This window comes from Bizionia argentinensis JUB59 (assembly GCF_000224335.1).
GTDB classification, from domain to species: Bacteria; Bacteroidota; Bacteroidia; order Flavobacteriales; family Flavobacteriaceae; genus Algorimicrobium; species Algorimicrobium argentinense.
Window position 1 is genome coordinate 98,486 of sequence record NZ_AFXZ01000009.1, and the last position, 26,524, is coordinate 125,009.

The 26,524-nt window shown below is 34.1% G+C and carries 26 protein-coding genes, 1 tRNA gene and 1 riboswitch; of the genes, 17 read left to right on the top strand and 10 right to left on the bottom strand.

What is annotated here, in order from left to right; all coding sequences use genetic code 11:
- The first annotated feature begins 23 nt into the window (after window positions 1-23).
- Window positions 24-1,292 (top strand): alginate export family protein, encoded by a 1,269-nt coding sequence (locus BZARG_RS03565; protein ID WP_008635610.1) that lies wholly within the window; start codon window positions 24-26, stop codon window positions 1,290-1,292.
- Window positions 1,293-1,335: 43 nt separating this feature from the next.
- Here the strand turns inward: BZARG_RS03565 and BZARG_RS03570 are convergent, their stop codons facing one another.
- The 9 genes from BZARG_RS03570 to BZARG_RS03610 all read right to left on the bottom strand — a co-directional run bounded on the left by BZARG_RS03570 (window position 1,336) and on the right by BZARG_RS03610 (window position 10,259).
- On the bottom strand, window positions 1,336-1,797 hold the full coding sequence (locus BZARG_RS03570) for a hypothetical protein (RefSeq protein ID WP_008635619.1): 462 nt from the start codon (window positions 1,795-1,797) through the stop codon (window positions 1,336-1,338).
- Complete coding sequence (locus BZARG_RS03575) at window positions 1,769-2,926, bottom strand: hypothetical protein (RefSeq protein WP_237702574.1); 1,158 nt, start codon at window positions 2,924-2,926, stop codon at window positions 1,769-1,771. Before BZARG_RS03575 ends, BZARG_RS03570 begins: the two co-directional genes overlap by 29 nt.
- Before the next feature lie 259 nt (window positions 2,927-3,185).
- Complete coding sequence (gene ric, locus BZARG_RS03580; protein WP_008635384.1) at window positions 3,186-3,923, bottom strand: iron-sulfur cluster repair di-iron protein; 738 nt, start codon at window positions 3,921-3,923, stop codon at window positions 3,186-3,188.
- 72 nt (window positions 3,924-3,995) lie between these two features.
- The gene (locus BZARG_RS03585) at window positions 3,996-4,430 is read right to left on the bottom strand and encodes an RrF2 family transcriptional regulator (protein WP_008635428.1); all 435 of its coding nucleotides are present in this window, start codon (window positions 4,428-4,430) and stop codon (window positions 3,996-3,998) included.
- 121 nt (window positions 4,431-4,551) lie between these two features.
- Window positions 4,552-6,675 carry a methylmalonyl-CoA mutase gene (gene scpA, locus BZARG_RS03590; protein WP_008635735.1) on the bottom strand — a complete coding sequence of 708 codons (2,124 nt, stop codon included), beginning with the start codon at window positions 6,673-6,675 and terminating at the stop codon, window positions 4,552-4,554.
- Between the two features lie 91 nt (window positions 6,676-6,766).
- Window positions 6,767-8,134 (bottom strand): methylmalonyl-CoA mutase subunit beta, encoded by a 1,368-nt coding sequence (locus tag BZARG_RS03595; protein WP_040287995.1) that lies wholly within the window; start codon window positions 8,132-8,134, stop codon window positions 6,767-6,769.
- Entirely contained in the window at window positions 8,127-8,453 is a 327-nt protein-coding gene (locus BZARG_RS03600; RefSeq protein ID WP_008635368.1) for an FtsB family cell division protein, read from the bottom strand. Before BZARG_RS03600 ends, BZARG_RS03595 begins: the two co-directional genes overlap by 8 nt.
- Window positions 8,453-9,061, bottom strand: coding sequence for a uridine kinase (gene udk, locus BZARG_RS03605; RefSeq protein ID WP_008635423.1), 609 nt, complete (start codon window positions 9,059-9,061; stop codon window positions 8,453-8,455). Before udk ends, BZARG_RS03600 begins: the two co-directional genes overlap by 1 nt.
- 88 nt (window positions 9,062-9,149) lie before the next feature.
- Window positions 9,150-10,259: a PQQ-dependent sugar dehydrogenase gene (locus BZARG_RS03610; RefSeq protein WP_008635716.1), complete on the bottom strand. Its 1,110-nt coding sequence runs from the start codon at window positions 10,257-10,259 to the stop codon at window positions 9,150-9,152.
- A 117-nt stretch (window positions 10,260-10,376) separates the two neighbouring features.
- Between BZARG_RS03610 and BZARG_RS03615 the strand changes: the two genes are divergently transcribed.
- A tRNA-Pro gene (locus BZARG_RS03615) sits at window positions 10,377-10,454 on the top strand.
- Between the two features lie 597 nt (window positions 10,455-11,051).
- Here the strand turns inward: BZARG_RS03615 and BZARG_RS03620 are convergent.
- Window positions 11,052-12,044 (bottom strand): helix-turn-helix domain-containing protein, encoded by a 993-nt coding sequence (locus tag BZARG_RS03620; protein WP_008635325.1) that lies wholly within the window; start codon window positions 12,042-12,044, stop codon window positions 11,052-11,054.
- Between the two features lie 129 nt (window positions 12,045-12,173).
- Here BZARG_RS03620 and BZARG_RS03625 point away from each other — a divergent pair, with 129 nt between their 5' ends.
- The 15 genes from BZARG_RS03625 to BZARG_RS03695 all read left to right on the top strand — a co-directional run bounded on the left by BZARG_RS03625 (window position 12,174) and on the right by BZARG_RS03695 (window position 26,473).
- Window positions 12,174-14,576, top strand: a complete 2,403-nt coding sequence (locus tag BZARG_RS03625; RefSeq protein WP_008635688.1) for a TonB-dependent receptor — start codon at window positions 12,174-12,176, stop codon at window positions 14,574-14,576.
- 19 nt (window positions 14,577-14,595) lie between these two features.
- Window positions 14,596-15,933, top strand: coding sequence for a hypothetical protein (locus BZARG_RS03630; protein ID WP_008635453.1), 1,338 nt, complete (start codon window positions 14,596-14,598; stop codon window positions 15,931-15,933).
- Window positions 15,934-16,214: 281 nt separating this feature from the next.
- Window positions 16,215-16,311, top strand: a riboswitch (TPP riboswitch).
- Between the two features lie 121 nt (window positions 16,312-16,432).
- Window positions 16,433-16,636: a sulfur carrier protein ThiS gene (gene thiS, locus BZARG_RS03635; protein ID WP_008635425.1), complete on the top strand. Its 204-nt coding sequence runs from the start codon at window positions 16,433-16,435 to the stop codon at window positions 16,634-16,636.
- Between the two features lie 44 nt (window positions 16,637-16,680).
- The gene (gene thiC / locus BZARG_RS03640) at window positions 16,681-18,540 is read left to right on the top strand and encodes a phosphomethylpyrimidine synthase ThiC (protein WP_008635724.1); all 1,860 of its coding nucleotides are present in this window, start codon (window positions 16,681-16,683) and stop codon (window positions 18,538-18,540) included.
- 174 nt (window positions 18,541-18,714) lie between these two features.
- The gene (locus BZARG_RS03645) at window positions 18,715-19,302 is read left to right on the top strand and encodes a thiamine phosphate synthase (protein WP_008635359.1); all 588 of its coding nucleotides are present in this window, start codon (window positions 18,715-18,717) and stop codon (window positions 19,300-19,302) included.
- A 49-nt stretch (window positions 19,303-19,351) separates the two neighbouring features.
- Window positions 19,352-20,128: a hydroxymethylpyrimidine/phosphomethylpyrimidine kinase gene (locus tag BZARG_RS03650; RefSeq protein ID WP_008635546.1), complete on the top strand. Its 777-nt coding sequence runs from the start codon at window positions 19,352-19,354 to the stop codon at window positions 20,126-20,128.
- A 1-nt stretch (window position 20,129) separates the two neighbouring features.
- A complete protein-coding gene (gene thiE / locus BZARG_RS03655; protein WP_008635371.1) occupies window positions 20,130-20,762 on the top strand; it encodes a thiamine phosphate synthase in 633 nt (210 codons plus the stop codon).
- 23 nt (window positions 20,763-20,785) lie between these two features.
- A complete protein-coding gene (locus tag BZARG_RS03660) occupies window positions 20,786-21,559 on the top strand; it encodes a thiazole synthase (protein WP_008635336.1) in 774 nt (257 codons plus the stop codon).
- A gap of 25 nt (window positions 21,560-21,584) precedes the next feature.
- Window positions 21,585-22,706: a 2-iminoacetate synthase ThiH gene (thiH, locus tag BZARG_RS03665; protein WP_008635457.1), complete on the top strand. Its 1,122-nt coding sequence runs from the start codon at window positions 21,585-21,587 to the stop codon at window positions 22,704-22,706.
- A 2-nt stretch (window positions 22,707-22,708) separates the two neighbouring features.
- On the top strand, window positions 22,709-23,788 hold the full coding sequence (locus BZARG_RS03670; RefSeq protein WP_008635548.1) for a HesA/MoeB/ThiF family protein: 1,080 nt from the start codon (window positions 22,709-22,711) through the stop codon (window positions 23,786-23,788).
- A 426-nt stretch (window positions 23,789-24,214) separates the two neighbouring features.
- A complete protein-coding gene (locus tag BZARG_RS03675) occupies window positions 24,215-24,643 on the top strand; it encodes an FKBP-type peptidyl-prolyl cis-trans isomerase (protein ID WP_008635579.1) in 429 nt (142 codons plus the stop codon).
- Between the two features lie 241 nt (window positions 24,644-24,884).
- Window positions 24,885-25,214, top strand: a complete 330-nt coding sequence (locus BZARG_RS03680; protein WP_008635406.1) for a YtxH domain-containing protein — start codon at window positions 24,885-24,887, stop codon at window positions 25,212-25,214.
- Window positions 25,215-25,218: 4 nt separating this feature from the next.
- The gene (locus BZARG_RS03685) at window positions 25,219-25,569 is read left to right on the top strand and encodes a hypothetical protein (RefSeq protein ID WP_008635593.1); all 351 of its coding nucleotides are present in this window, start codon (window positions 25,219-25,221) and stop codon (window positions 25,567-25,569) included.
- Window positions 25,570-25,572: 3 nt separating this feature from the next.
- Entirely contained in the window at window positions 25,573-25,773 is a 201-nt protein-coding gene (locus BZARG_RS03690; protein ID WP_008635340.1) for a DUF6327 family protein, read from the top strand.
- Between the two features lie 163 nt (window positions 25,774-25,936).
- Entirely contained in the window at window positions 25,937-26,473 is a 537-nt protein-coding gene (locus BZARG_RS03695) for a lipid-binding SYLF domain-containing protein (protein WP_008635463.1), read from the top strand.
- The last annotated feature ends 51 nt before the right edge of the window (window positions 26,474-26,524 follow it).

The window sequence follows — 26,524 nt, forward strand, 5'->3', positions numbered from 1 at the left end:
CGTCAATATAAAATAATATTCAAATGAAAAAATTTCTAATTATCATACTCTTCGGAGTCATGAGCCAGATGATTTATGCCCAGACCTTTGAGGTTTCGGCAGAATTACGACCACGGTTTGAATACCGAAATGGTTTTAAAACCTTGATGGATGATTCTAATGATGCTGCGTCATTTGTATCACAACGCACCCGATTAAATTTGGGTTTTAAAAGCGAGAAAATTAATGCTTACTTCAGTTTACAAGATGTCCGCGTTTGGGGCGATGTGCCCACATTAAACGCAACCGATAATAATGGTACAGCTATTCATGAAGCTTGGGCAGAACTCTTCTTAACGCCAGAGTTTTCGCTAAAAGTTGGGCGTCAGGAAATTTCTTATGACGATCAGCGCATATTTGGAGCAGTAGGTTGGGCGCAACAAGCCCGAAGTCATGATGCTTTACTAGCCATTTATAAACCAAATACCAACCATCATTTTGAGTTAGGTTTAGCGCTTAACGCGACGTCCGAAACACTTTTCGATGTTGATTATACTTTAAATAATTACAAATCGCTTCAATACTTATGGTATCACACCAAAATATCATCAGTCGGTTTAAGCTTTTTGGCTTTAAACAACGGATTGACTTATATTAAGGATAGTGAGCAGGAAGTAGATTATAGCCAAACTTTTGGAACGCATGCTAAATTTTCTGAAAACAGAATTAATACGGAAGCTTCCGTGTATTTTCAAACGGGTAAAATTGCCGACCAGCAACTTAATGCCTATAATTTATCTTTAAATGCATCTTACAGCTTCACCAATGGATTAAAGCCAGGGTTGGGTGTAGAGTATCTTTCTGGAACCGACATGAACACGAGCAGTACTGATAACAATTCTTTTAATCCTTTATTTGGTACCAATCATAAATTTAATGGTTGGATGGATTATTTTTACGTAGGAAACCACATTAACTCCGTTGGTTTGGTAAATTTTTATGCGAATATCACTTATACGAAAGATCGTTTTTCAGTTTCAGTAATTCCTCATGTGTTTTCTTCTGCAGCAACGGTTGTAAATGCTTCAAATGAAGAAATGGATAACTACTTAGGAACAGAATTAGATATGTCTGTAACCTACAAATGGACTAAAGATGTGAATTTTCAAGTAGGATACTCACAAATGTTTGCAACAGAAACTATGGAAGTTTTAAAAGGAGGAGATTCTCATACGGTTAATAACTGGGCTTGGGCAATGATTACAATCAAGCCAAGCTTATTTAAAACAAGCTTTAAAAAAGAGAATGAATAGCCGTATTTTGTTCGGAAACTAGTATTAAATACGGCCTATTCATTTATTTCCAAAATTCATCAGTCAGATTATCTTCAAAAGATTCTGGTTGGTGAATTTTTTCTATATATTGTAGTTGTTCTTCAGTGGCTGCTTTTTGTATTTCAGGAAACAAAACACGTTCTTCAAAACGAATATGTTGATCTAATTCTTCTTCAATTTTACTTAAGGACTTCTCCAGATCGGTTTCTTCAGTAAATAAACGTTTTAAGCGTCTATGATCGGCAAGTGCTTTTTTTACCAATTCATTGTCCGGTTCTAAAATAGAAAATATTTCAGCTTCTTCTAATTCGAAATGAGGAATTAAATGATTTTCAAAAAACCAGTCTGCATAGGTTTTCATGCGCTCGGCAGAAACTTGTTTGTTAAAACCTGCACGAATTTTCCAAGATAATAATAGACCATGATGATGCTCACGACTTAATGGTTGTAATGCTTTATGACGTTTTAGTGGTTTGGGTTCCATAATGTTTCTGTTTTATATAACTAATTAAAATAATGGCAATACTTACAGGTAGCAAGATGCTAGCTGCAAATAATATATAGTAATAATTGGGTAAAACTCCAAGGCCTAAATAGTAAAATGCGCCTTGAATAAATAAAATAGCTTCGGTTAAAATAAAGCCCAGTAAAAATAAGAATAAGCCAGTTGAAACGAAAATATTTGATGTTATAGTTTTTGATTGTAAAAGAAACGCGAATAAAAAGCCGCTAATTACGCCTAACATGGCCATATGAATAAATCCAATAATAAAATTATGGTGTGCATATAGTTCCGAAGAAAACTGGGGAACTATGGACAATGTTTGCAACACTATTTTCAGTATAAAACAGAATAAGGCAAATTGATACATATATTTTATGATGCCGTTCGTTTCCTTTTGAAATGTTTGAAATGGTTTTTTAATAATCCTTAAAAAATAAAACAAAGCAACTAATTGCATTAAAATAGCGAAACCATTTATCCAATATAATAGCGGATGATTGGCAAACCATTGAATTGGTAATGCAAAAGATAATATAGTTGATATTATAAGGTACTTAAAAAATGCTTTGGAATTTTTGGAGGTTTTTACTTGCAATTGATGACAAGCAATAGCTAAAACGGCTAATAGAAACCAACCATTAAACTGAAAGTTTAGAAAAAATTGAATGGCAATTTGATAAAAAGCAGATGCGGAACCTAATATGCTAGCAGCCGGGCCTAAACACCAAACACCAATAGTGGAAATGACCATAAATAGCAATGATGCTTTAACTAATTTCCTAACGAGTGTGTTTTCTATATGAAGATCTTTCCAAATGCGATACGTGAAGAAATAACTACAAAAAATATGTAATGTTGAAAAGCTAATAGAAATAGCAGCATAACCTTGAAAAGGAAAGCTAACCATCATACCAATAACAGCAAGCTGAGTAATCCAAAACAGTTTAATATAAATAGGTTTTTTTTGGGGAACAAAATATTGGGCAAAAAAGGTAAATAGCATTAGGTATACCCAACCAAGCATAGCCACATGCGAATGCGCATGAATGAGATATTTGTAGTTTATTGCAATAGGGTTAACAAAGCTATATCGTAACGTTAGACCCATGATTGCCGCTATTAAAAAATTTAATAAGCAGGTTAGTACGAGTTTTTTAGGCATAAGCTGATACGTTATATTTTTTTAAAAACACTTCCCTTGTTGAAACCATAACTTACCATAAATATTTTCTCTAATAAAACACTTATTAATAAAACAGACAAGAGAAGTGTATCAAGAACAACTATTAAAGCCTAATTAGATTTTAAATTAAACTGGAAGTTATGAATTATAGCTTCCAGTTATTATAAGACTCTATAAGATATATTTACGCTGTTGCAAATCGCTTTTCTAATTTAGCTGCTTCAGGAAATAAAATATTATTTTCTAAATGTATGTGTAGGTGTAAGTCTTTTTCAAACTCTTCTAACATGGCAAATGTAACTTTATACGTATTGCAACCATCTGCTGGAGGTGTGTAGTTATTAGTTAATAGCGCTATTTTTCTAAAGCGCTCACCTTCATTTTCATGTTCAGCCATCATCATAGCAATCGGATTTTCTACAGTACCAAAGTGCGGGGCCTCCAGTTTTTGACCACTTAAAGATGCTTTTACCATCTTTTTAATAAATGGGAACAATATTAATTCTTCTTTTTTCATGTGCGCAGAAAGTTCACCTGCACAACCCGTAAAGAGTTCGTTAATTTTAAATAATTCTGGGTGGTTAACGCCGTGCACTTTACAAAGTTTATCTAAAAACTGACGTAATACAGGGATTTTTTCTTCGACATAACGGTGATGGGTTTTTTCAACGTATTCAGCTAATAAATCCAACGGCCACGATTTATAATCTATAGTACTATTTCCTTTAGAAGCAACAACAGCATCTAATTTATCTAAAAGTTCGTTTGGGTTTACACCATTTTTATTACAGACTTCTTCAACCGTACGATCGCCTTTACAGCAAAAGTCAATACCATAATTACTAAATACGGCTGCGGTTCTAAAATCATCGGCCACAAATTCGCCAATTGGTTTACTCATGTTTTTATGTAATGTCTCCATAAGGTTTTGTATTTCGGATAGTTTTATCCTATTTATAATTAAATTTTTTTTATCGTTTTAATAATTTCTTTTTTAAGTTTTCAGGAAAGATATGCCAGATTTAATGTCTAAAGCTAACTCTTCAAGATTGGTTGTTTCAAGCATTTGCTTTAATCCATTTCGTATGTCAACAAATTTATCATGGACGGGGCAGGGGTGGTTTTCATCACAGGTTTGTAGCCCTAATCCACAGCCGCTGTAAATTTTGTCGCCATCGATGGCACGAACAATATGTTCTAATTTAATACTTGAAATATCATTTTTTTCTATTTCAAAACCACCATGTGCGCCTTTAACAGAGTTAATAATATCATGCCGCACTAAATCTTGCAAAATTTTTGCCGTAAATGCTTCTGGTGATGCCACTTCTTTTGCTATCGCTTTTAAGCTCACCCGTTTTCCATGATAGGAATTTAGGGCGATAAATATAGAGGCTTTTATGCCGTATTCACAAGCTTTAGAAAACATAGTTTTGTTTTATGGTACAAATATAAAGTATATTTTTAATTCAGACAAATTTATCCGCATTAAAAACTATTAACGATAATTTTATTTTAAATAGGAGGTAAGTCTTTGTTTAATAGTCATTTTAATCTATTAATATTTCTAAAATGCTAATAGCAGCCTCACTAATTTTGGTTCCAGGTCCAAAAACAGCTACAGCGCCAGCATCAAATAGGTATTGATAATCTTGTTTAGGAATAACGCCTCCCACAATAACCATAATATCCTCACGGCCATATGCTTTTAACGCTTCAATAACTTGAGGAACTAATGTTTTATGTCCTGCAGCTAAAGAAGAAACACCTAAAATATGGACATCGTTCTCAACGGCTTGTTTGGCGGCTTCTTGCGGTGTTTGGAAAAGTGGTCCTATATCCACATCAAAACCAACATCGGCGTAACCTGTAGCAACTACTTTAGCACCACGATCATGACCATCTTGGCCCATTTTAGCAATCATAATACGAGGTCTTCTGCCGTCTTGTTCGGCAAATTTATCGGCTAAAGCCTGTGCCTTACTAAACGACTTATCGTCTTTTATTTCTTTACTATACACGCCTGAAAAGGATTTAATTTGTGCTTTATAACGGCCGAAGGTAACTTCTAGTGCATCGCTAATTTCACCCAGTGTAGCACGTTCGCGAGCAGCTTCGACAGCTAAAGTTAATAAATTTTCTTTATTTGATTCCGCAGCAGCTGTTAAATTCGCTAATGCTTTAGCTACCTTTTCTGAATTTCTTTCAGCTTTAATCCGATCTAAACGCGCTATTTGCGATGTTCTTACGGTTTGATTATCAACTTCTAGAGTGGTAATAGGCGCTTCTTCTGCTAGTCTATATTTATTAACACCGACAATAATATCCTGACCAGAATCAATACGCGCTTGTTTTCTAGCGGATGCTTCTTCAATACGTAGTTTAGGAATTCCTGCTTCAATAGCTTTAGTCATCCCGCCTAATTCGTCAACTTCTTGAATGAGTTCCCAAGCTTTTTCAGCAATATCGTGCGTTAATTTTTCAACATAATAACTGCCAGCCCAAGGATCGACTGTTTTAGTTATTTGTGTTTCTTCTTGTAAATAAATTTGGGTGTTTCTAGCAATTCGCGCTGAAAAATCGGTTGGTAGGGCAATTGCTTCATCCAGTGCATTGGTATGCAAGCTTTGTGTGCCTCCAAATGCAGCCGCAGAGGCTTCAATACAAGTTCGTGCCACATTATTAAACGGATCCTGTTCGGTTAAACTCCAGCCGGATGTTTGACAATGTGTTCGTAATGCTAATGATTTTTCATTTTTAGGATTAAAAGGTTTTATCATTTTAGCCCAAAGCATTCGCGCCGCTCGCATCTTGGCGATTTCCATAAAATGATTCAGACCAATAGCCCAGAAAAATGATAAGCGCGGTGCAAACGTATCAATATCCATTCCTGCTTCTAATCCTTTTTTCACGTATTCTAATCCATCAGCTAACGTGTAAGCTAGTTCAATATCGCAAGTTGCACCAGCTTCTTGCATATGATATCCCGAAATACTAATGCTGTTGAATTTCGGCATGTTTTTACTACTATATTCAAAAATATCCGAAATTATTTTCATGGAAGGTGTTGGCGGATATATATAGGTATTCCGAACCATAAATTCCTTTAAAATATCATTCTGAATGGTTCCTGCTAGTAATTCAGGTTTTACACCTTGTTCTTCTGCAGCAACAATGTAAAACGCCATAATTGGTAAAACGGCACCATTCATAGTCATGGAAACACTCATTTTATCGAGAGGAATTTCATCGAAAAGAATTTTCATATCCTCTACAGAGTCAATTGCTACACCAGCTTTTCCAACATCACCAACTACACGTTCATGGTCGGAATCATAACCACGATGCGTTGCTAAATCGAAAGCAACCGATAAACCTTTTTGTCCAGCAGCTAGATTTCGTTTGTAAAAGGCATTACTATCTTCAGCTGTTGAAAAACCAGCATATTGTCTGATAGTCCAAGGTCTTCTAACATACATTGTACTATATGGACCACGCAAGTTTGGTGTAATACCAGCCACAAAATTTAGGTGTTCTAAATTAGCTATATCTGCTTTGGTATAAACGGATTTAATAGAAATATCTTCAGCAGAATGAAATGTGTCAACTGGGTTGTTATCAGTTTGTGGCTCTGCTGAAGTTAATTGAATATGTTGAATGTCTTTCCGACTCATAATAAATAATTTTGTTAGTTGAAGATCTCAGATATAAACTTGGTAGAATTATATGTTAGTCTTTAACTACTGATTTTATAAAATCGTGATTTTATTCTGTTTTTAGGCGATCTTGTTCTATTTTTTCGGCTAATCGTCTTTCAATAATCGGTTCCAGAAGCGTTTTTCTGGCATTGGTTTTTACAAAAGGAAATAGTTCCAAATCATTAGCCATTCTATCGGTAGTATTAGGATGCATGTTAGTCCCTAATAAAATTATCTTTCCAGCATCAAATTGCTCTTGTTCTTTTGCAGCGCTTTCTTTTATTTTACGCTGAATAATACCTTCTTTTAGCTGTTTTAAAAAACCACCATTTGCTTCAATATCTTTAAATAGATCCAATCCCTTTTGGGCTAATTGATCTGTTAAGGTTTCAATATAATAGGAGCCTTCTGAAGGGTTTTTAACCCGATTAAAATAACTTTCGTTTTTTAGAATAAGTAATTGATTTCGAGCAATACGATCGCCAAACTCATTGTTTTTATGATAAATAGCATCATAAGGCATGTTGTAAATTGTATTGGCGCCACCTAAAATAGCACTCATACATTCCGTTGTAGTGCGGAGAAGGTTAGTATTGTAATCGTAAATAGTTTTGTTTCGCTTAGTTGGAATGGCATAAATGTGACATTCTGCATGAAAGCCATAATCGGTTGCTAGTGCTTGATACAAAACGCGCAGTGCGCGAATTTTTGCAATTTCAAAAAAGTAATTAGAACCAACAGCTATTTCGAAAACTGGTTTAAAACTTTGTTTTTCTGAAGGTGAAAGTAGGTCGTTTAAATGATTGAAATACTCATTAATATGTGCTAATCCATACGCTAGCTGCTGCACCATATTAGCGCCAGCATTTTGATACAAAACAGTGTCGACAGTTAATGTGTTGGTGTGTTTTGCAATAGCAGTAAAAGTATCGTGATCAGCTTTTAAGTTAGAAAACCAATTTCCTGAACGCGCTAAATTGCCAATTATATCATTTTGAATGATTAGATTTTTATCAGCAACTATGTCCTGGATGTTTTTAATAAAAGCTTCGGATAGAAATTGCAGTTCTAAAAAAACAGTTGTTTTATTTAAATCGATATTTTTTAATAGCTTTTCAACAGAAACCGTTTCATTAGGAATAATGAACTTGATACTTTCAGCACCATTTTTTAGTGCATTTACAGCAATACCATTTGCCACATCTGTATGTTGCGCAAAAATAGTTTCGCAAATATTCCAATCGGTATTTGGAATCGCTTTTGTTGTAACGTTTTCTAAAGTATCTTGATGATAAAAAGGTTTTACGTTGATACCCTCATTGGATTTCCAAATAAGTGTTTCATTATAATCGGCACCTTTTAAATCGGCTTGTATTTTTTGCTTCCATTCTTTAGCAGAAACTTCTGGAAACATACTAAATAAAGGTTTAGTCATTTTTATTTTCTTTTGGAATACTATCTTCATATTCTATTATAAAGATTTCTTCATTCTCTTTTTTCATATAGTATTTTTCACGCGCTAATTTTTCAACGCCTAAATCGCTACTCAATTCTTTGATTGCTTTTTGGTCTTTTTCAATCTCGTTTCGATAGTACTCTTTTTCCATTTCAAGGTCGTCAACCTCGGTATTTAGTTCACGATGAATTAAATAGGAGTTTGCATCAAAAAACAACATCCAAACAGCAAATACCACAAATATTAAAATAAAAATATTTTTGAATGGTTTTAAGTATTTGTGATTAATTTTTGGCATTATACTAAACGTTGATTGATAATAGACTTAACAATATCCACAGCTACCGTATTGTATTTGTTATTTGGGATGATTATATCTGCGTATTCTTTCATCGGTTCAATAAATTGTTGATGCATTGGTTTTAAGGTGTTTTGGTAGCGACTTAAAACTTCATCTAAATCACGTCCGCGTTCCGAAATATCACGTTTTAAACGGCGAATTAAACGCTCGTCACTATCTGCGTGAACAAATATTTTAATATCAAACATTTCTCGTAACTCCGGATTGGTTAAGATTAAAATACCTTCAACAATCATAACTTTTCTGGGATGCGTTAAAATAGTATCACCTGTTCGGTTGTGTTTTATAAAGGAATAGACCGGCTGATGAATGTCATTTCCCGCTTTCAATTCCTTTAAATGCGATTCTAATAATTTAAAATCAATTGATCGCGGGTGGTCAAAATTTATTTTCACACGTTCGTGTAAGGACAAATGCGTTGTATCCATATAATACGAATCTTGCGAGATAACACCAACTTCTCCTTCTGGGAGTTGCTCAAGAATCTGATTTACAACGGTTGTTTTACCACAGCCAGTACCACCAGCAATTCCAATAATAAGCATGAATTTTTTTTTAGTTACGGGTACAAATTTAGTTATTTACGATGGAATTTTCGGTTGAATTATTTAAAGTTATCCCATCTGCATTAATTTATTTATCTTTCTGTATGATTTTCACAATTCCCAAGTTTTCAATGCCGACATAAATATAGCCGTCTGGGCCTTGAACTACGGACCGAATGCGACCTAAACCATCTAATAAGCGCTCTTCTTTAATCACTTTATTATCCTTTAAATAGCAATTATCAAGATACTGAAATTTTAGAGAACCTATGAGTAAATTACCTGTCCATTCAGGATACACATTACTCGTAATAAAAGCCATACCACTGGGAGCAATTGAAGGATCCCAATAATGAATCGGTTCGGTTATTCCTGGTAGTAAGGTTTGATTCGTAATTTCTGTTCCGGAGTAGTTTTTGCCGTAGGTAACCTCTGGCCAGCCGTAATTTTCGCCTGCTTTAATGATATTAATTTCATCACCACCTTTAGGGCCGTGCTCATGACTCCAAATAGCGAAAGTTTTAGGGTGAATAGTCATGCCTTGTGTGTTGCGATGTCCGTAGGAGTAAGTGGCTTTTTTAGCATTTGATATGTCTACAAACGGATTATCTTTAGGAATAGAGCCGTCGTGGTGCAAACGATAAATTTTTCCACCGTCTCGGCTTAAATCTTGTGGATTAATATCCCGTTGACCACGATCACCAATGGAGAAGTATAAGTAGTTATTCGCGCCCAAAACAATACGGGAGCCAAAATGCTGTCCGGCTTCTGTATTTGGCGATGCTTTATATAGAACTTGCAAATCTGTTAATTGGTTTTTATTTAGTTTTCCTCTAGCAATTGCGGTGTGACCTCCATTTCCTATGCCTTCAGCCGAAGCGTAAGAAAAATAAATCCAACCATTATTTTTATAATCGGGGTGAAGCGCAATATCCATTAAGCCACCTTGTCCGTAAACAAGAATTTTTGGGAGACCTGAAATGCTTATTTTCTTTCCATTTTTAAAATGAATGAGCTCACCCGCTTTTTCGGTAATTAGCATAGAATTATCAGGCAGAAACACAAAGCCCCAAGGAATATTTAGATCGGGGACAATAACTTCGTGTGAATGATTTGTATTTAAAGGGTTTTTATCTTGAGCACAAGCCAAAATTGCATTAAGTGTAATAAAAAATAGAAGGTAAGATCTTGATTTCATGGTTCTTGTATAAGATCTATAAATTTAAAGAATATTTATGGTATGGAGTTAAAGAAAAGCTATATATTTGCACTCGGTTTTGGATGTATATCTGTTAATCGAAAAAGATAACCACTTCGGGGTGTAGCGTAGCCCGGTTATCGCGCCGCGTTTGGGACGCGGAGGTCGCAGGTTCGAATCCTGCCACCCCGACCAATTAAGCCTAAAATCTTTAAGATTTTAGGCTTTTTTTATGGCAACACGTCGCCGTCATCAGACGAGCGAAAGTGTTGCCATAAAAAAGCCGTGAACTGCGAAAGCAGTTTAGACTTGATTGAGCAACAACCCTCATACAGGATCAGCGCAGCTAATCCTGTATGGGTAAGCTAACTTATTTAATGTTTTTAAACTTTGCTATTTGCCTTCATCAGACGAGCGAAAGCGTTGCCATAAAAAAAGCCGTGAACTGCGAAAGCAGTTTAGGCTTGATTGAGCAACAACCCCATATAAGATCAGCGAAGCTAATCTTGTAAGGGTAAGCTAACTTAATTAATGTTTTTAAACTTTGCTATTTGCCGTCATCAGACGAGCGAAAGTGTTGCCATAAAGAAAGCTATCAACTGCGAAAGCAAGTTAGGCTTGATTGAGCAACAATCCCCACACAGGAAAAGAGAAGCTAATCCTGTTACTATTTTGAATGTTTAAAGATAGCCGTCGTCGGACAGGCAAACATAAACGTAAAAAACGCTTGTTTTGCTCACACCAAATTTTAAAACACCTGATTGAGGTGTATGTTTTGATTATTTACGCTCGCTACTGCCCATTATTGATTAACTGGCTAGGCAAATACCCCAATTTCTTTTTAAAAGCAACCGTGAAATGTTGGGGGTTTTTATAGCCTACTTCGTATGAAGCTTGAGCAATTGTATAATCGTGTTTTGAAATCAACTGCATTGCTTTTTCAATCCTTAAAGAAGTTATGTATTGAAATACCGGTATTCCATAAACCTGTTTAAAAACAGTCTTAAATTTTGATGTATTAAAACCAGCTAATTCAGATAGGTTTTTTATGCTTAATTCTGTTTCTAAATGACTTCTAATATAACTTTCTATTCGTACTAAACTCTCTCTATCCTCTTTTCTTAATTTATTAATTATGGAATCTGAATCGTTTGATGCCAAAGCTATTAATAACAACTCTGTTAATTTAGATTCTAAATATGATTGCTTTATTACTCCGCCATACGAACACGTAAGAAAATCATTTACAATATTCCTCAATTGTCTGTTTAATACCAAGCCTTTATTAAAAAAACAGCAAAGCTCATTCTCTTTCTTTGCTTGTTGATATTTTTTTGAATTTTTTAAGAAACAGGTACCCATTTTACACTCTAAAAAAGGCGCGGTAAAATAAATATTTAAAATACGCTTTTTGTGATTAAGGTATTTGTATACGTTTTTTGAAGGTGGAATATAAAATAAGTTATACATGTTTTTGTTTAAATTAAATTCCGAACATATATTCTCGTTAAAAGAAAAAGTGACATCGCCATCAATCACTATTTGAAGCAGAAAAACCGGATGATTTTGAACAACTTGTATGGTGTGATTTTCTGAATTTTGAATATTCTGATCTTGGAAAAGTACAAATGCGTTGTTTAAGTGTATTTCTTTAACTATTCCCGAGCCTGAATGTTTAAAATCTGAATATTCCTTCTCTGATAAAAAAGACGTTTCAAAGTCTTTATTAAAGCTTTTCACTAATTCTCTTCCATTGCATTCAGAACTTTTAAATCGAATTTCCATTTATCCCTTTTACGTTATAATAACTTCTCTTTGCGTTATTAAGAATCAATCTTAATAGTAGAGCTTTGCAAATGTAAAGTTATTTTTAACAAGACTAATTATAAATAAGTGAATATAAAACTGTTTTTTTTGCTTTTTGCTATCGCGTTAACTACATATTCACAAGATAAGCAAAATACCATTTCTGGGAAAATTTTCGATACTTCTGGTCAACCGTTATTTGGAGCAACTGTAATTGTAAAAACTAATTTACGTGCAACAATTACCGATGAAAACGGTGCGTTTACTCTTGATAGAATTCCACAAGGAAATCATATAATTGAAACGTCTTATATGGGGTTTGTGCCGCAATCTAAAGAAATAAGTTTTTCTGATGACCAAATCAATAAAAACCTAACGTTAAACTTCACTTTAGTAGAACAAGTTGAAAATTTACAACAGGTTATAGTTCAAGCTAAAACTGAAAAACGAAAAACAGAAGAAAAAGGTTTTGCAGTAAATGTTATAAAAACAAAGGAAGCAAGTCTGCGTAATATTCAAACAAACGAATTATTAAATACCACTGCTGGTGTAAAAATTCGCCAAAATGGCGGATTAGGATCTGATGTAAGTTACAGTTTAAATGGATTATCTGGCAACGCGGTACGAATTTTTATTGATGGAATTCCTATTTCTACATACGGCTCTTCATTTAGTCTAAACAGTATTCCAGCTTCTATGATTAAAAATATTGAAGTGTATAAAGGTGTCGTTCCTGGTCATTTGGCAGACGATGCTTTAGGCGGGGCTATTAATATTGTTTTAAATGATGATATAAAGAACAGCCTTAACGCATCAGTTTCCTACGGGTCTTTTAATACGTTTCAGGCTAGCGCAAATACTATGTATCGTTTTAAACAATCTGGGTTTACGGTAAAAGCTTCTCTTTTTCATAATTATTCGGATAATGATTATAAAGTTTCAGGCAGAAGCATTTTAGTGGCTGGTTTAGGAGGTGTGCAAACGCCCATTACGGCTAGAAGGTTTAATGATGCGTATAGATCTACTGGTGGCATGTTACAAATTGGTTATACCAATGTAAAATGGGCCGATCAGTTTTTTGTTGGTGTAACAGGTTCTGATGCTTATAAAGAGGTGCAACACGGTGCTTTTATGACTATTATGCCGTATAAAGGACGGTTTTTAGAGTCGGTTGCTTTGCTGGCAAACCTAACCTATAAAAAGAAAGACCTTTTTACTGAAGGCTTAAATTTAAATATTCACGGTTTATACGGAAAGAGAAATCGTGCAGTAAATGATACGGTTGCTGCTGCTTATAGCTGGAGTGGCGATAGAGCAATAGATTTTAGAGGCGATGAATATGAATACACCTGGGGCTCACAACAAGAAGGTGGTCCTACTTTAGCTAAAATTAAAAGAAAGGTGGCTTCTATTAGATCGGGTTTATCCTATGTAGTAAACGATCATCATAAGCTTTTAGTGAATCACGTTTACAGCGGAATTGATAGAGAAGATTCAGATGCTTTAAAGTCCGTTTTAGAAAACACCTTCAAAGGCTCTAGAGATTTACATAAAAATATTTATTCTTTAAGCTATGAGTTAACAGCTATAGAGGAGAGGCTAAAAGTGAGTTTATTTGGTAAGCATTATCAACAAAAAACAGTTAGTAGTGATCCTGCAATTATGAAAGACTCTAATGGGCAAAACATAATAGTAGACGAAATTGTAAAAAGTTACAAAAAATTTGAAGGCTATGGTTTTGCGGCTTCCTATGCTGTTTTTCCAAACATAGCGGTTTTAACATCTGCCGAAAAAGCCATTCGTTTACCAAATGAAACTGAAGTGTTTGGTAACGATGGCGATAATGTAGTAGCAAACCCAACTATAAACCCGGAATTAAGTAACAATTACAATTTAGGATTTACATTTGGATCGTTTAATATTAAAAAACATCAATTTACTATATCAACCAACCTATTTGCACGAAATATTGAAGACAGAATTGGTTTGCCAATTGAAACTTCATTAAACGTTGATAAAGACTTAATATTATATGTTAATCAAGGAAGCGGAACATCTAAAGGAATAGATGCGCAGTTAAATTACACGTACAATAATAACTTTGGGTTTAACTTTAATGTTTCGCGTTTCAATTTAAAAATTGAAAACGGCGGCGTGGAAATAGATGTTCCAAACACGCCTTTTTTTACTATGAATGGTGGTTTGCGATATTCATTTAATGATGTTATTCAAAAAAACACACGATTAAATCTATTTTACTCCATGTACTTTACAGATAAGTTTTCATACTTAAATATTCAAGGAGCAAATACTGTAGGCGATGATTTTTTTAAAGTTCCCCAACAAATATCTCAAGATGTCGGAATTAGCTACGCCTTACCCAAAAACAGGTTTGTTGTTAGTTTCGATATTAAAAATTTATTCGATAAACCACTTTATGATAATTTATCTGTACAAAAACCGGGACGCGCTTTTTACTTAAAACTAAATTATAAAATCAATAAATTTTAACAATTAAATAAAAATAAAAATGAAACGTAACTTTTTAAATTTCAAAATATTAATATTAGCTGTATTATCCATTGGACTAATGACGTCTTGCAGTAGCGATGATGTTATTAAAACTCCAAACCCAGATCCAATTGAAGGTTCTAGATGGATAACAGTAGCCGCTGCCAAAATGGGGGATAACCCAGGAGACGGTAATGGAGGTACATTACTTTATGCAATTAATAGCGAAGAAGCCAAAGACCCAACCAGAACTGTTAATCCTTTTGATAATGGGTTTATCGTGCCATCTAACAGAACGGCTAGATTGCAAGCTTCTGAAGATGGTAATACAATATTTAACATTAGCTACGCTGGAGATACTGGTGGTAACTATTCAAAATATACTGTAAAAGGGGGGCAAAACTTTTTGCCAACAGGTTCAGAGATTAGTATAGCTCAATATGTTGGAACCGCACCAAGATGGATTAAGTTATTTGATGGCGACCAAACAGGCGCTGCAGTATACGTGTCTACAGAAAATGAAGTTGATGCCAACGGCACATATGTCCGTACAAATGCTAAAATAGGTGTGGTTACTTTAGATTTGGTAAACTCATCCATAAATAATTTTCAAGAACACAATATTCCTTTAACGCCTGCTGAAGAAGCTGCTGGTTATTATTTTTCCCGAATTGATATGCCTGTTTTAAATGCCGCAGGTAATAAACTATATATTGGTGGTCGTTTAAGTAAGGTTAATCCTGCAACTACAGAAAGTGATAGCGATTACGAAGTTTTAGGTTCTAAAACCATTGTATTAGATTATCCGTCGTTAACAAATCCAACTGTAATTACGTCTGCAGTAGGTAAAGGAAATACAAATGGATACCGCAGTATAAATGCTTTTGAATATAATGGAAGTGTTTACCAAGCGAATCAAAGTGATCCAAATGGCTCACATATTTTAAAAATTGGTGCAGATAACGAATATGACGATTCCTATATATTTAATTTAAGTGATGCTTTAGGTGTTCAAGATGCTTATATTTTAGCATGGAGACCTGCAGGAAACGGAAAGGCAGTATTAGCTTACCGTCATGCTGGTTCTGCTGAAGGTGTGGCAGGTTCACAAGGCTTTTTCGCATTGGTAGACTTAAATGCAAAAACAGCTCAAAAAATTGATGATATTCCATATAATCCAGATTTCTACTTATTCCAATACCAAGGTTTTGTTGTGGATGGAACGGAGATATACGTAACCCAAGCTCCGGTAGGACAAGATGGTAATATTTACGTTATTGAAACTGAAACAGGTGAAGTAACTAAAGGTGCTAAATTAAAAAACGTACGAGGAAGTCACTTTATTGGCGCTTTCTAAAATAACAAGTAAAAGATAATTTTAGGTCCCTTTCTGAATATATTCGGGAAGGGGCTTTTTATATTTAAATAGTGATAAAAAAGTCAATTTTTTGCTACAGAAAACTTTTAGCAAATTATTTTTATATTATTTAATTAAAAGAGTGTATTGTTTTAATTATTAGATGCGTATAGAGGTGGCTCCTGGGGATTAAGGCATTATATATACCTGATTTTTTTCTTTTTTAAAATGAAAACTGCTATTTGATTTGATTGTATCATTTATGTTTAATACATTTATCACGTAAACTTTAGGGGTGTTCTAAATATTTAGAACTGAGAAAGACTCTTTGAACCTGATTTGGTTAGTACCAGCGAAGGGAAAAGTTGAAAAACACATTGCAATATGTGTTTACATACCTTTTCATTATTGTACTCATTTTTTTTAATGGGTGCTATTTTCAAAAATATAACTTCTCGAAACCCTTATTATTTACAGAATATTCAAAATATACTGTACAATGATGACAATACGGGTTAATGACAACACTTTAGAAATCAACAACGATTTAAATATTCTACAATTACTTGAACGTTTAAAATTTCCAACACATGGCATTGCTGTGGCCATTAATGAAAACATAATTTCTAGAGAATTATGGATGTCTAAAACATTTACGGAAAACGATCATATTTTGATAATTCAAGCCACTCAAGGTGGTTAATAACGTCATTAAATAATCGAAATTAAATTAAAATTATTCCAAAAATGAAAAAACAAGATACCGCGCCAAAAGAAGGAAAGATAACAAGAAAGCCTTTTCCTAATTCGAAAAAAATTTACGTGTCAGGTAAAATATATCCACAAATTAAAGTGGCTATGCGCGAAATTTCTTTAAGCGACACAACGGATTCAATGACGAAAAAGAAAACGCCTAATGAGCCCGTTACTGTTTATGATACATCTGGACCTTATACAGATCCCAGTAAAGAAATTAACATTCATAACGGCATCGAAAGAATTCGGGAACAATGGATTTTAGATAGAAACAACGTAGAACAATTGGATGGTTTTTCTTCTAATTATTGCAACGAGCGTTTAAACGATAAAAGTTTAGACCATATGCGTTTTTCTTTATTAAGAAAACCATTGAAAGCTAAAAAAGGAGAAAACGTAACACAGTTACACTACGCAAAAAAAGGAATTATTACACCAGAAATGGAATACATTGCCATTCGTGAAAATCAGCGAATTGATGAAATGACGGAGATTAGAAAACAACATAAAGGTGAACACTTTGGCGCTTCTATTCCAGATAAGATTACGCCGGAATTTGTACGTTCAGAAGTTGCTAGAGGTCGCGCCGTAATACCATCTAATATAAACCATCCAGAGGCCGAACCTATGATTTTAGGTCGTAATTTTTTGGTGAAAATTAACGCCAATATTGGTAACTCTGCGGTAACATCATCTATTGAAGAAGAAGTAGAAAAAGCGGTATGGGCTTGTCGTTGGGGAGCCGATAATATAATGGATTTATCCACCGGTGAAAATATTCATGAAACACGCGAGTGGATTATTCGTAACGCCCCAGTGCCAATTGGTACCGTACCTATTTACCAAGCTTTAGAAAAAGTAAACGGCGTTGCCGAAGATTTAACTTGGGAAATTTTTCGTGATACATTAATTGAGCAAGCAGAACAGGGTGTAGATTATTTTACAATCCACGCGGGTGTATTATTGCGTTACGTGCCCATGACGGCTAATAGAGTCACTGGAATAGTGTCTCGTGGCGGCTCAATAATGGCAAAATGGTGTTTAGCACATCATAAAGAAAGTTTTTTGTACACGCATTTCGAAGATATTTGCGAAATATTAAAACAGTACGATGTGGCTTTCTCACTAGGAGACGGTTTACGCCCAGGTTCCATTGCCGATGCTAATGATGAAGCACAATTTGCGGAATTAGAAACCTTGGGGGAATTAACTAAAATTGCCAGAAAGCACGAAGTTCAATGCTTTATAGAAGGACCAGGTCACGTGCCCATGCACATGATTAAAGAAAATATGGAAAAGCAAATTGATGTTTGCGACGAAGCCCCATTTTACACATTAGGGCCTCTAACCACAGATATTGCCCCAGGTTACGATCATATTACATCCGGAATTGGAGCGGCTATGATTGGTTGGTTTGGTTGTGCCATGTTGTGTTACGTAACGCCAAAAGAGCATTTAGGTTTGCCTAATAAAGAGGATGTTCGTGTGGGCGTTATGACTTATAAAATAGCAGCTCATGCAGCCGATTTAGCTAAAGGACATCCAGGCTCTCAACATCGAGATAATGCCTTAAGTATGGCACGTTTTGAGTTCCGTTGGGAAGATCAATTTAATTTAGGTTTAGATCCCGAGCGCGCTTTAGAGTATCATGACGAAACCTTGCCGGCAGATGGCGCAAAAGTGGCGCATTTCTGTTCTATGTGCGGACCAAAATTTTGTTCCATGAAAATTTCTCAAGAAGTTCGGGACTTCGCTGCCAAAAATAGCATTGTAAACAACGAAATTATTTCCAAAGGGTTCGAAGAGAAATCTAAAGAATTTAAGGAAAAAGGATCTGAAATATATTTGTAAAATTATTAGGGAGTTCCCACGCTTTTTTCAGCAAAGCGTGGGCGGGCTTTCCGCTATATCTTTTGCCGAAAAAGCAAAAGGATGTCGCTGCAATCCCTAACTCATAAAAATATAAGCTCAATAACTTTTGGACTAAATTTAACGAATGTTAAAATTCAATTAAAATAATTAAATATGATCGTTTTAATAGCACCAGAAAAAGATGTTCCAAACGAAATAGACATACTTAATCAGTTATTTCATGAAGGATTGCAGTATTATCATATTCGAAAACCAGATAAAAACTACCAACAACATGCTGATTATTTAAATCAAATAGATACTAAATATCACAATAGAGTTGTAACCCATAATTTTCATGAACTTATTAATGAATATAATTTAAAAGGCATTCATTTTCAAGAGCAAAAAAGAATAGATCATATTGATAATCCAGGACGGTATTTTAAAGGACTTAATATGTATGGGAAAACTATAAGCTCATCTTTCCATGAAGTAGAAACTATAGAAGATTGCTATTTTGAATTCGACTATCATTTATTAAGTCCCGTATTTACATCTATATCAAAAGAAGGATACGCAGGACGTGGATTTGATGTAAATCATGTAGATAAACTAATCATTGGCATGGGTGGTGTAACAACTAATAACTTGGATACAATTATCAAATTAGGATTTAAAGGCGTTGGTGTTTTAGGAGGTATTTGGAATAGTGAAAATCCAGTCGAAGATTTCAAAACAATGCGTAATCACTTTAATTAACAGTGCGTAACCTTAAATTTTATTTGGTATCGCAGCAAACAACATGTAAATGAGCAATCATAACTACCTATTATCAATAGCGGGTTTAGATCCTTCCAGCGGTGCTGGATTAACTGCGGATATTAAAACATTTGAAGCGCATGGTTTTTACGGTCTGTCCGTTTGTACTGCTATAACTATTCAAAATGATATTGATTTTAAAGAATCTCATTGGGTAGATACGGCAATTATTATCAAACAAATAGAAACCTTATTTGAGCGGTTTGAAATTCATGTTGTAAAAATAGGTGTTATTGAAAATTGGACCGTTTTAGCAACTATTGTTGAAAAGTTACATGAATTAAATGCCTCTATTAAAATAATTGTAGATCCGGTTTTAAGTGCCAGTAGCGGTTTTGTTTTTCATAGTGAAATGGACTTAAATGTATTGGATAGTTTGATGGATAAAATATATATTCTGACACCTAATTACGAGGAAATTCAGCGTTTATATCCGGCTCTAAATATTGAAGAAACTATAGCGCATATAAGTGGTAAAACAAACATTTATCTAAAAGGTGGACACCGAACAGATAAAAAAGGTTGGGACGAATTATACCACAGTCAAATAGTCATGGTAAACCTACCACCTGGCGTAATTGAAATTTCAGAAAAGCATGGCAGCGGCTGTGTTTTATCGTCTGCTTTAGCTGCAAATATTGCTTTAAATCTAGAGTTAGAAGAAGCGTGTATAAACGCAAAAAATTATACAGAGCATTTTTTAAATAGCAACTTAAGCTTATTAGGAAATCATAATTATAATAGAATACAGCAATCGGTAAAATAAAATGATTCCAAAATTACATTATATATCACAAGGAACAACAATTAAAGAACATCTTGAAAATGCTCAAGCAGCATGTGAATCTGGTGCTAATTTGATACAGTTACGTATAAAAAATGCAAGTCCTAAAGACGTATTAAAAGCAGCAGAGGAAGCGAGGGAAATCACGAATCATTATCAAACGCGCTTAATAATTAATGATTATTATAAAATAGCCAAACAGGTAAAAGCGGATGGCGTTCATCTAGGCAAAGAAGACGCAGAAATAGCTACCGCAAAGGCAACTTTATTTAGTTGGCAAATTATTGGCGGTACTGCCAATACCATAGAGGATTGTAGCATTTTAATCAATGAAAAGGTGGATTATATTGGATTAGGGCCTTATCAATTTACAAATACCAAAACCAATTTAAGTCCAGTACTTGGATACAGTGGTTATCTAACAATTATAGGTGAATTAAATACAAAAACACCAATTATTGCTATAGGTGGGATTACACTAAATGAGGTACCCAAATTATTAAAAACAGGTGTTTATGGCATAGCAGTATCGGGAGAAGTAACCAGAAATTTTAAGGCGATAAGTACGTTTAACAACTTGCTTGAAGTTGAAGGAGCGCTGGGAAAAGAGATTTAGAATCCGAATTATAAAAATATAAAATGACAGATATACTTAAAATAGCAGACAAAACTTTTAGTTCTAGATTATTTACTGGAACTGGAAAGTTTAGTAATTCACAAGTAATGAGAGATGCTATTATAGCATCTAAAAGCGAATTGGTAACTGTAGCGTTAAAACGGGTTGATATAGCTGATGAATCGGATGATATGTTGCTACACTTAAAAGCAAATCACATCAATTTATTACCCAATACATCGGGCGTTAGAACAGCTAAAGAAGCCGTGTTTGCAGCACAATTAGCAAGAGAAGCATTAGAAACAAATTGGATTAAATTAGAGATTCATCCCGATCCTAAATACTTGTTGCCAGATCCTATAGAAACCTTAAAGGCTGCGGAAGAATTAGTAAAACTAGGCTTTATTGTTATGCCCTATATTCATGCCGATCCTGTATTGTGCAAACGATTAGAACAAGTAGGAGCACAGTGTGTTATGCCATTAGGCGCGCCAATTGGAAGTAATAAGGGGTTAAAAACCATGGATTTTTTAGAAATAATTATCGAGCAAAGTAATGTGCCTGTTATTGTTGATGCTGGAATTGGCGCACCATCTCACGCGGCTTATGCTATGGAGTTAGGTGCTGATGCTGTTTTGGTGAATACGGCTATTGCCGTTTCTCAAAACCCTATTCAAATGGGAATTGCTTTCAAAAAAGCTGTTCAAGCGGGCCGAATGGCCTATAAAGCAAAACTAGCGCCTGCTAAAAAACAGGCGGAAGCGAGTAGCCCGTTGACTTCTTTTTTAAATTTATAATAATATTAAATGAATAAATAAAACCATGACAACATTCAAAAATACGTTTGAAAAATACGATTGGGACATTTTAGAGAACGAAATTTACAGTATTACAGAAAATGATGTTAGAGACGTTCTATTAAAGGATAAAATTGATCTTCAGGATTTTAAAAAGCTAATCTCTCCTGCTGCAAAACCTTTTTTAGAAGAAATGGCGCAACGCAGTCATCAGCTTACAAAAAAACGTTTTGGCAACACTATGCAAATGTTTATACCCATGTATTTATCCAACGAATGTCAAAACATTTGTACCTATTGTGGTTTTAGCATGATCAATAAAATAAAAAGAAAAACATTATCGGATAAAGAAATTATTGATGAGGTTAATCATATTAAAAAACTAGGATACAATCATATTCTTTTAGTTACTGGTGAAGCCAATCAAAAAGTAGGCGTGTCGTATATTAAACACGCCATAGATTTAATTAGAAACCACTTTTCTAATATATCTATCGAGGTGCAACCAATGGATCAAGATGAATATGAAACCTTAATAGCCGCCGGATTATACGCTGTTTTAGTGTATCAGGAAACATATCACAAGAATACTTATAAAGTACATCACCCAAAAGGTCGGAAATCTAATTTTGATTACCGTTTAGATACCCCAGATAGATTAGGAAAAGCTGGTATTCATAAAATTGGTATTGGGGCGTTATTTGGTTTAGAGGATTGGCGTGTGGATAGCTTTTATACGGCTTTACACTTAAAATATTTACAGAAAACGTATTGGAAAACAACCTATTCTATTTCGTTTCCAAGGCTAAGGCCTCACGAAGGCGATGTGCAACCAAAAGTTGAAATGACAGATGCGGATTTGGTTCAATTAATTTGTGCTTATCGCATGCTAGATCAAGATGTAGAATTGTCCATGTCTACTCGTGAAAGTGAAGTGTTTAGAAATAACATCATTAAATTGGGTATTACCTCTATGAGTGCTGAATCTAAAACGAATCCTGGTGGTTATTCTGTGGAAGCGGATTCTCTGGAGCAGTTTGAAATATCAGATAAGCGCTCTACCAACGAAATTAAAAATATGATTGAAAGGCAAGGTTATCAAGTAGTTTGGAAAGATTGGGAAAAAAATTATTCTGAAACCATTTAAGTATGTCTTTATCATCAGAAGAAAAAACACAATATAGCCGACATTTATTGCTATATGAAATAGGTGAGGTAGGTCAATTAAAATTAAAGCAATCCAAGGTTCTGGTTATTGGAGCAGGCGGTTTAGGTTGTCCTGTTTTGCAATATTTAACAGCGGCAGGCATTGGTACAATTGGTGTTATTGATCATGATGTCGTTGAGCAATCTAATTTACAACGCCAAATACTATTTACAATAGCCGATATCGGTTTGAGTAAAGCTGAATGTGCCGTTAAAAGATTGAGGCTTTTAAATCCATTTATAAACTTCACGTCTTATTCTAAAAAACTTTCTATAGACAACGCCATCAAATTATTTGAAAACTATGATATTATTGTAGATGGCACCGATAATTTCCCTACTAGATACTTAATAAACGATGCGGCGGTTATAACTAATAAACCCATCGTTTTTGGATCTATATTAAAATTTGAGGGACAAGTATCTGTTTTAAACTTTAAAAATGGACCAACATACAGATGCTTATTTCCAGTTTCTCCAAAACCAAATGAGGTCCCAAATTGTACAGATATTGGCGTATTGGGGATTTTACCAGGAATAATAGGAAGTTTACAGGCAAACGAAGTGTTAAAAATTGTTTTGGGTCTTGGTATGGTTTTGTCCGGTAAACTATTAACGTTTAATGCGCTTTCCATGAAGCAGCAAGTTTTTTCTTTTGAGAAGAATCCATCAATGGTTATAAACGCTTTAGAAGAAAATTATCAAGCTTTTTGTGGCATTCCCAATGCTATCCAAGAAATAAGTTATCAAGAATATATAGAGCAATCCTCAAATTTTAATGTGCTTGATGTCAGAAATCAAATAGAACGAAATGAATTTCATATTAGTAGTATTCATATTCCATTAGATGAATTGTCGCAAAGACTTCATGAAATACCAGATAATAAAAGCCTTTTGGTGTTTTGTAAATCTGGATTGCGAAGTAAATTAGCTGTAAATAAACTTTTAAATGAAGGATTTAAAAATAAGGTTATGGGTTTAAAAGGAGGATTGAGTAGCGATTTGTATCAGAACAATAAATAGATTAGAATGCCATTTTTAATTCTGAAACCTTATTAGTTATAAGGTAGATTTAAAAATATAAGTGTCAGTTTTTTATAATGAGAAAAAAAGTAACAATATTATTTTTATTGTCAAGTTCTAAAATAATTATTTACCTATAAACCATTTCTTTAGTATTTACTCTATTTTAAATGAGTTTACAGTTTAAAATAGAACTTTGATGTGAATTAATTTTTAAAACTAGCTTTAAATATCAGTGATAGCAACAAAAGAGGAGGTTTCTTCCTTCAAATTTTAAACCTTTTCATTAGTTTCTTAATCTTTTTAAACTGTTATCAGCTAATTGATTAAACGTTAATATTATAATAAGACGCGATACCGCTATGGTATTCCGAGTAATAAATGTTAGTTTTGTGGGAATTTAAATTTAAATTAAATACATTTTTTATGAGTCATGTAAAAGAAAATGATACTGTACAAGTTCATTACACAGGAAAATTAACTAGTGGTCAAGTTTTTGATAGTTCTGAAGATAAAGAGCCTTTAGAGTTTACACTTGGTCAAGGTATGCTAATTCCTGGTTTTGAAAAAGCAGTTTTAGAAATGAAGGTAAATGATAAAAAAACAGTCGTAATTGAAAAAACAGAAGCTTACGGAGACGTTCAGCAAGAATTGTTTCACGAGGTTAAAAAAGATCAGTTACCAGAAGACATCAAACCTGAAGTAGGTATGGGTCTTGCTTCTAAAAACCCAGATGGATCGGAGCACCAATTTCGTATTTCTGCCGTTAATAATGATCATATTATAGTAGATGGAAATCATCCACTTGCTGGTCAGGATTTAACTTTCGATTTAGAATTAGTTGCTATAAAATAAGCAATACTTTAAAATATAAGTTGGTAAAAAGCTTGAGTTCGCTCAAGCTTTTTGCATTTTAAATGTTAAATTCTACGTAATTACTATGTTTAATTCAGAAAAACGTTGTATTTTAAAGTAAATCAATGGTTGATTAAAAGCTTATTTATTAAAATAGATTTCTTATTTTTATACAGAACCATGTCACGCGATAATCGTGTGCCGATTTAAAATTAAATTAAAGTAAAAAAACAAAAATATTATGGGAAAAGAAAGTAACGCAATTTTAGGATTATTGGCAGGAACTGCTATTGGTGTAACATTAGGAATTTTATTTGCGCCAGATAAAGGTGCAAATACCCGACAAAGAATCGCTGAAGAGACTGCACATGCTCGAGATACTATGAGTGAAGGTGCTCACAATTTAAAAGATAAAATATCAAGTACTGTTTCTAATAAAAAAGAGAATCTTGATGATCAATTGGAATCTCTTGTCAGTAACGTTAGCCATAAAACGGAAGATGTTATTACTAGTCTTGAAAAGAAGTTAAGTGAAATGAAATCTAAAAACAAGAAGTTCCAAAAATCGTAAATGAATGAATATTTTTGAATCTTTAAACAATACGTCTGGTAAGATGGGTGACGCAGGTGAAATCTATGTCAAAAAATCTACAGAGTACGTGAAACTTAAGGTCTTTCAGCAAATAACCATTTCTGTAAGTATGGTTGCTAAAGCACTTTTAATAGGTGGCCTTTTTGCTATTGGATTACTCTTTGCAGCACTAGCCGCAGCGTTGGCTATTGGCGAGTGGTTAGGTAATCAAGCCCTAGGCTATCTCGTGGTTGCTGGTGTATTCTTAATTTTAACGCTAATTATTTATCTGGCGCGCTCTGTAATTGATAATATGATTATTAAACGTTTTTCTTCAAAATTCTTCGATTCATAAATTATGAGACACTACCAATCTTTTAACGACATAGAAACCGATTTACAACGTTTGAATTTAGAACGTAAAATTGCTTTGGAAGAAATGAAACTTCTTAAAACTGAATTTAAAGAAAATTTAAGACCGGCTAACTGGGTGAATACATTATTGAGTATGGCTGGTAAATATGGACTTTACAGAATAGTGAAACGATTTTTAAAATAATAATCACACAATAGTATAATCAAAAATCCATATTTTAAATATGGATTTTTTTTTGGAATTGTTTTAATTTTTAGATCGTTTTGCGCTATCATTTTTATGTATTGTGTTACTATGTAACTTAATGATACTATAGTTTTGGTAGGAACAATAAAATAAATGCAATATGAAAACTTTAAAAACAATAGTGGCAGCTTGCCTTCTTTTTATTTCAGTTGGCGCCGTAGCACAAAATGAGAAGGATATTAAAATAATGAAGGATGCCGAGAAAGCTAAAACCATGTTAATGGAAAAAGATGCAGGTTTCGAGAAGTTCTTTTCAACGGCTTCAGGTTATGTTATTTTTCCAAACGTTGGTAAGGGCGGTTTAATAATTGGTGGAGCCAGTGGAAATGGTGTGGTTTATGAATATGGCAAAGCTGTAGGTATGGCCGATTTAAAAGAAATTAGTGTTGGACTGAAAGCTGGAGGACAAGCTATAACTGAAGTCATCTTTTTTGAAACTGATGTCGCTTTAGCGGATTTTAAAGAAGGTAATTTCGAGTTTGCCGCCGAAGCTTCCGCCGTAGCAGTAGATAAAGGCGTTTCCAAAGATGCTAATTATAGCGATGGAGTAGTTGTATTCACAATGCCAAAAGCAGGTTTAATGGCTGACTTATCTGTAGGTGGACAAAAATTTAGCTACAAAGCATTTAAAAAGTAAACAGATTTTAAAATAATTACAAAGGTTGGCTCAAGGTCAACCTTTTTTATA

Excerpts from the sequence above, each read along its gene's own strand:
- BZARG_RS03695 (WP_008635463.1), top strand. The coding sequence starts at position 25,937 with ATGAAAACTTTAAAAACAATAGTGGCAGCTTGCCTTCTTTTTATTTCA.
- BZARG_RS03610 (WP_008635716.1), bottom strand. The coding sequence starts at position 10,259 with ATGAAATCAAGATCTTACCTTCTATTTTTTATTACACTTAATGCAATT.
- BZARG_RS03690 (WP_008635340.1), top strand. The coding sequence starts at position 25,573 with ATGAGACACTACCAATCTTTTAACGACATAGAAACCGATTTACAACGT.
- BZARG_RS03570 (WP_008635619.1), bottom strand. The coding sequence starts at position 1,797 with ATGGAACCCAAACCACTAAAACGTCATAAAGCATTACAACCATTAAGT.
- thiH (WP_008635457.1), top strand. The coding sequence starts at position 21,585 with ATGACAACATTCAAAAATACGTTTGAAAAATACGATTGGGACATTTTA.
- BZARG_RS03595 (WP_040287995.1), bottom strand. The coding sequence starts at position 8,134 with ATGACTAAACCTTTATTTAGTATGTTTCCAGAAGTTTCTGCTAAAGAA.
- scpA (WP_008635735.1), bottom strand. The coding sequence starts at position 6,675 with ATGAGTCGGAAAGACATTCAACATATTCAATTAACTTCAGCAGAGCCA.
- BZARG_RS03575 (WP_237702574.1), bottom strand. The coding sequence starts at position 2,926 with ATGGGTCTAACGTTACGATATAGCTTTGTTAACCCTATTGCAATAAAC.
- BZARG_RS03630 (WP_008635453.1), top strand. The coding sequence starts at position 14,596 with ATGAAACGTAACTTTTTAAATTTCAAAATATTAATATTAGCTGTATTA.
- BZARG_RS03565 (WP_008635610.1), top strand. The coding sequence starts at position 24 with ATGAAAAAATTTCTAATTATCATACTCTTCGGAGTCATGAGCCAGATG.
- udk (WP_008635423.1), bottom strand. The coding sequence starts at position 9,061 with ATGCTTATTATTGGAATTGCTGGTGGTACTGGCTGTGGTAAAACAACC.
- BZARG_RS03680 (WP_008635406.1), top strand. The coding sequence starts at position 24,885 with ATGGGAAAAGAAAGTAACGCAATTTTAGGATTATTGGCAGGAACTGCT.
- BZARG_RS03650 (WP_008635546.1), top strand. The coding sequence starts at position 19,352 with ATGAGCAATCATAACTACCTATTATCAATAGCGGGTTTAGATCCTTCC.
- ric (WP_008635384.1), bottom strand. The coding sequence starts at position 3,923 with ATGGAGACATTACATAAAAACATGAGTAAACCAATTGGCGAATTTGTG.
- BZARG_RS03585 (WP_008635428.1), bottom strand. The coding sequence starts at position 4,430 with ATGTTTTCTAAAGCTTGTGAATACGGCATAAAAGCCTCTATATTTATC.
- BZARG_RS03675 (WP_008635579.1), top strand. The coding sequence starts at position 24,215 with ATGAGTCATGTAAAAGAAAATGATACTGTACAAGTTCATTACACAGGA.
- BZARG_RS03600 (WP_008635368.1), bottom strand. The coding sequence starts at position 8,453 with ATGCCAAAAATTAATCACAAATACTTAAAACCATTCAAAAATATTTTT.
- BZARG_RS03685 (WP_008635593.1), top strand. The coding sequence starts at position 25,219 with ATGAATATTTTTGAATCTTTAAACAATACGTCTGGTAAGATGGGTGAC.
- thiE (WP_008635371.1), top strand. The coding sequence starts at position 20,130 with ATGATTCCAAAATTACATTATATATCACAAGGAACAACAATTAAAGAA.
- BZARG_RS03660 (WP_008635336.1), top strand. The coding sequence starts at position 20,786 with ATGACAGATATACTTAAAATAGCAGACAAAACTTTTAGTTCTAGATTA.
- BZARG_RS03670 (WP_008635548.1), top strand. The coding sequence starts at position 22,709 with ATGTCTTTATCATCAGAAGAAAAAACACAATATAGCCGACATTTATTG.
- BZARG_RS03645 (WP_008635359.1), top strand. The coding sequence starts at position 18,715 with ATGATCGTTTTAATAGCACCAGAAAAAGATGTTCCAAACGAAATAGAC.
- BZARG_RS03620 (WP_008635325.1), bottom strand. The coding sequence starts at position 12,044 with ATGGAAATTCGATTTAAAAGTTCTGAATGCAATGGAAGAGAATTAGTG.
- thiS (WP_008635425.1), top strand. The coding sequence starts at position 16,433 with ATGATGACAATACGGGTTAATGACAACACTTTAGAAATCAACAACGAT.
- thiC (WP_008635724.1), top strand. The coding sequence starts at position 16,681 with ATGAAAAAACAAGATACCGCGCCAAAAGAAGGAAAGATAACAAGAAAG.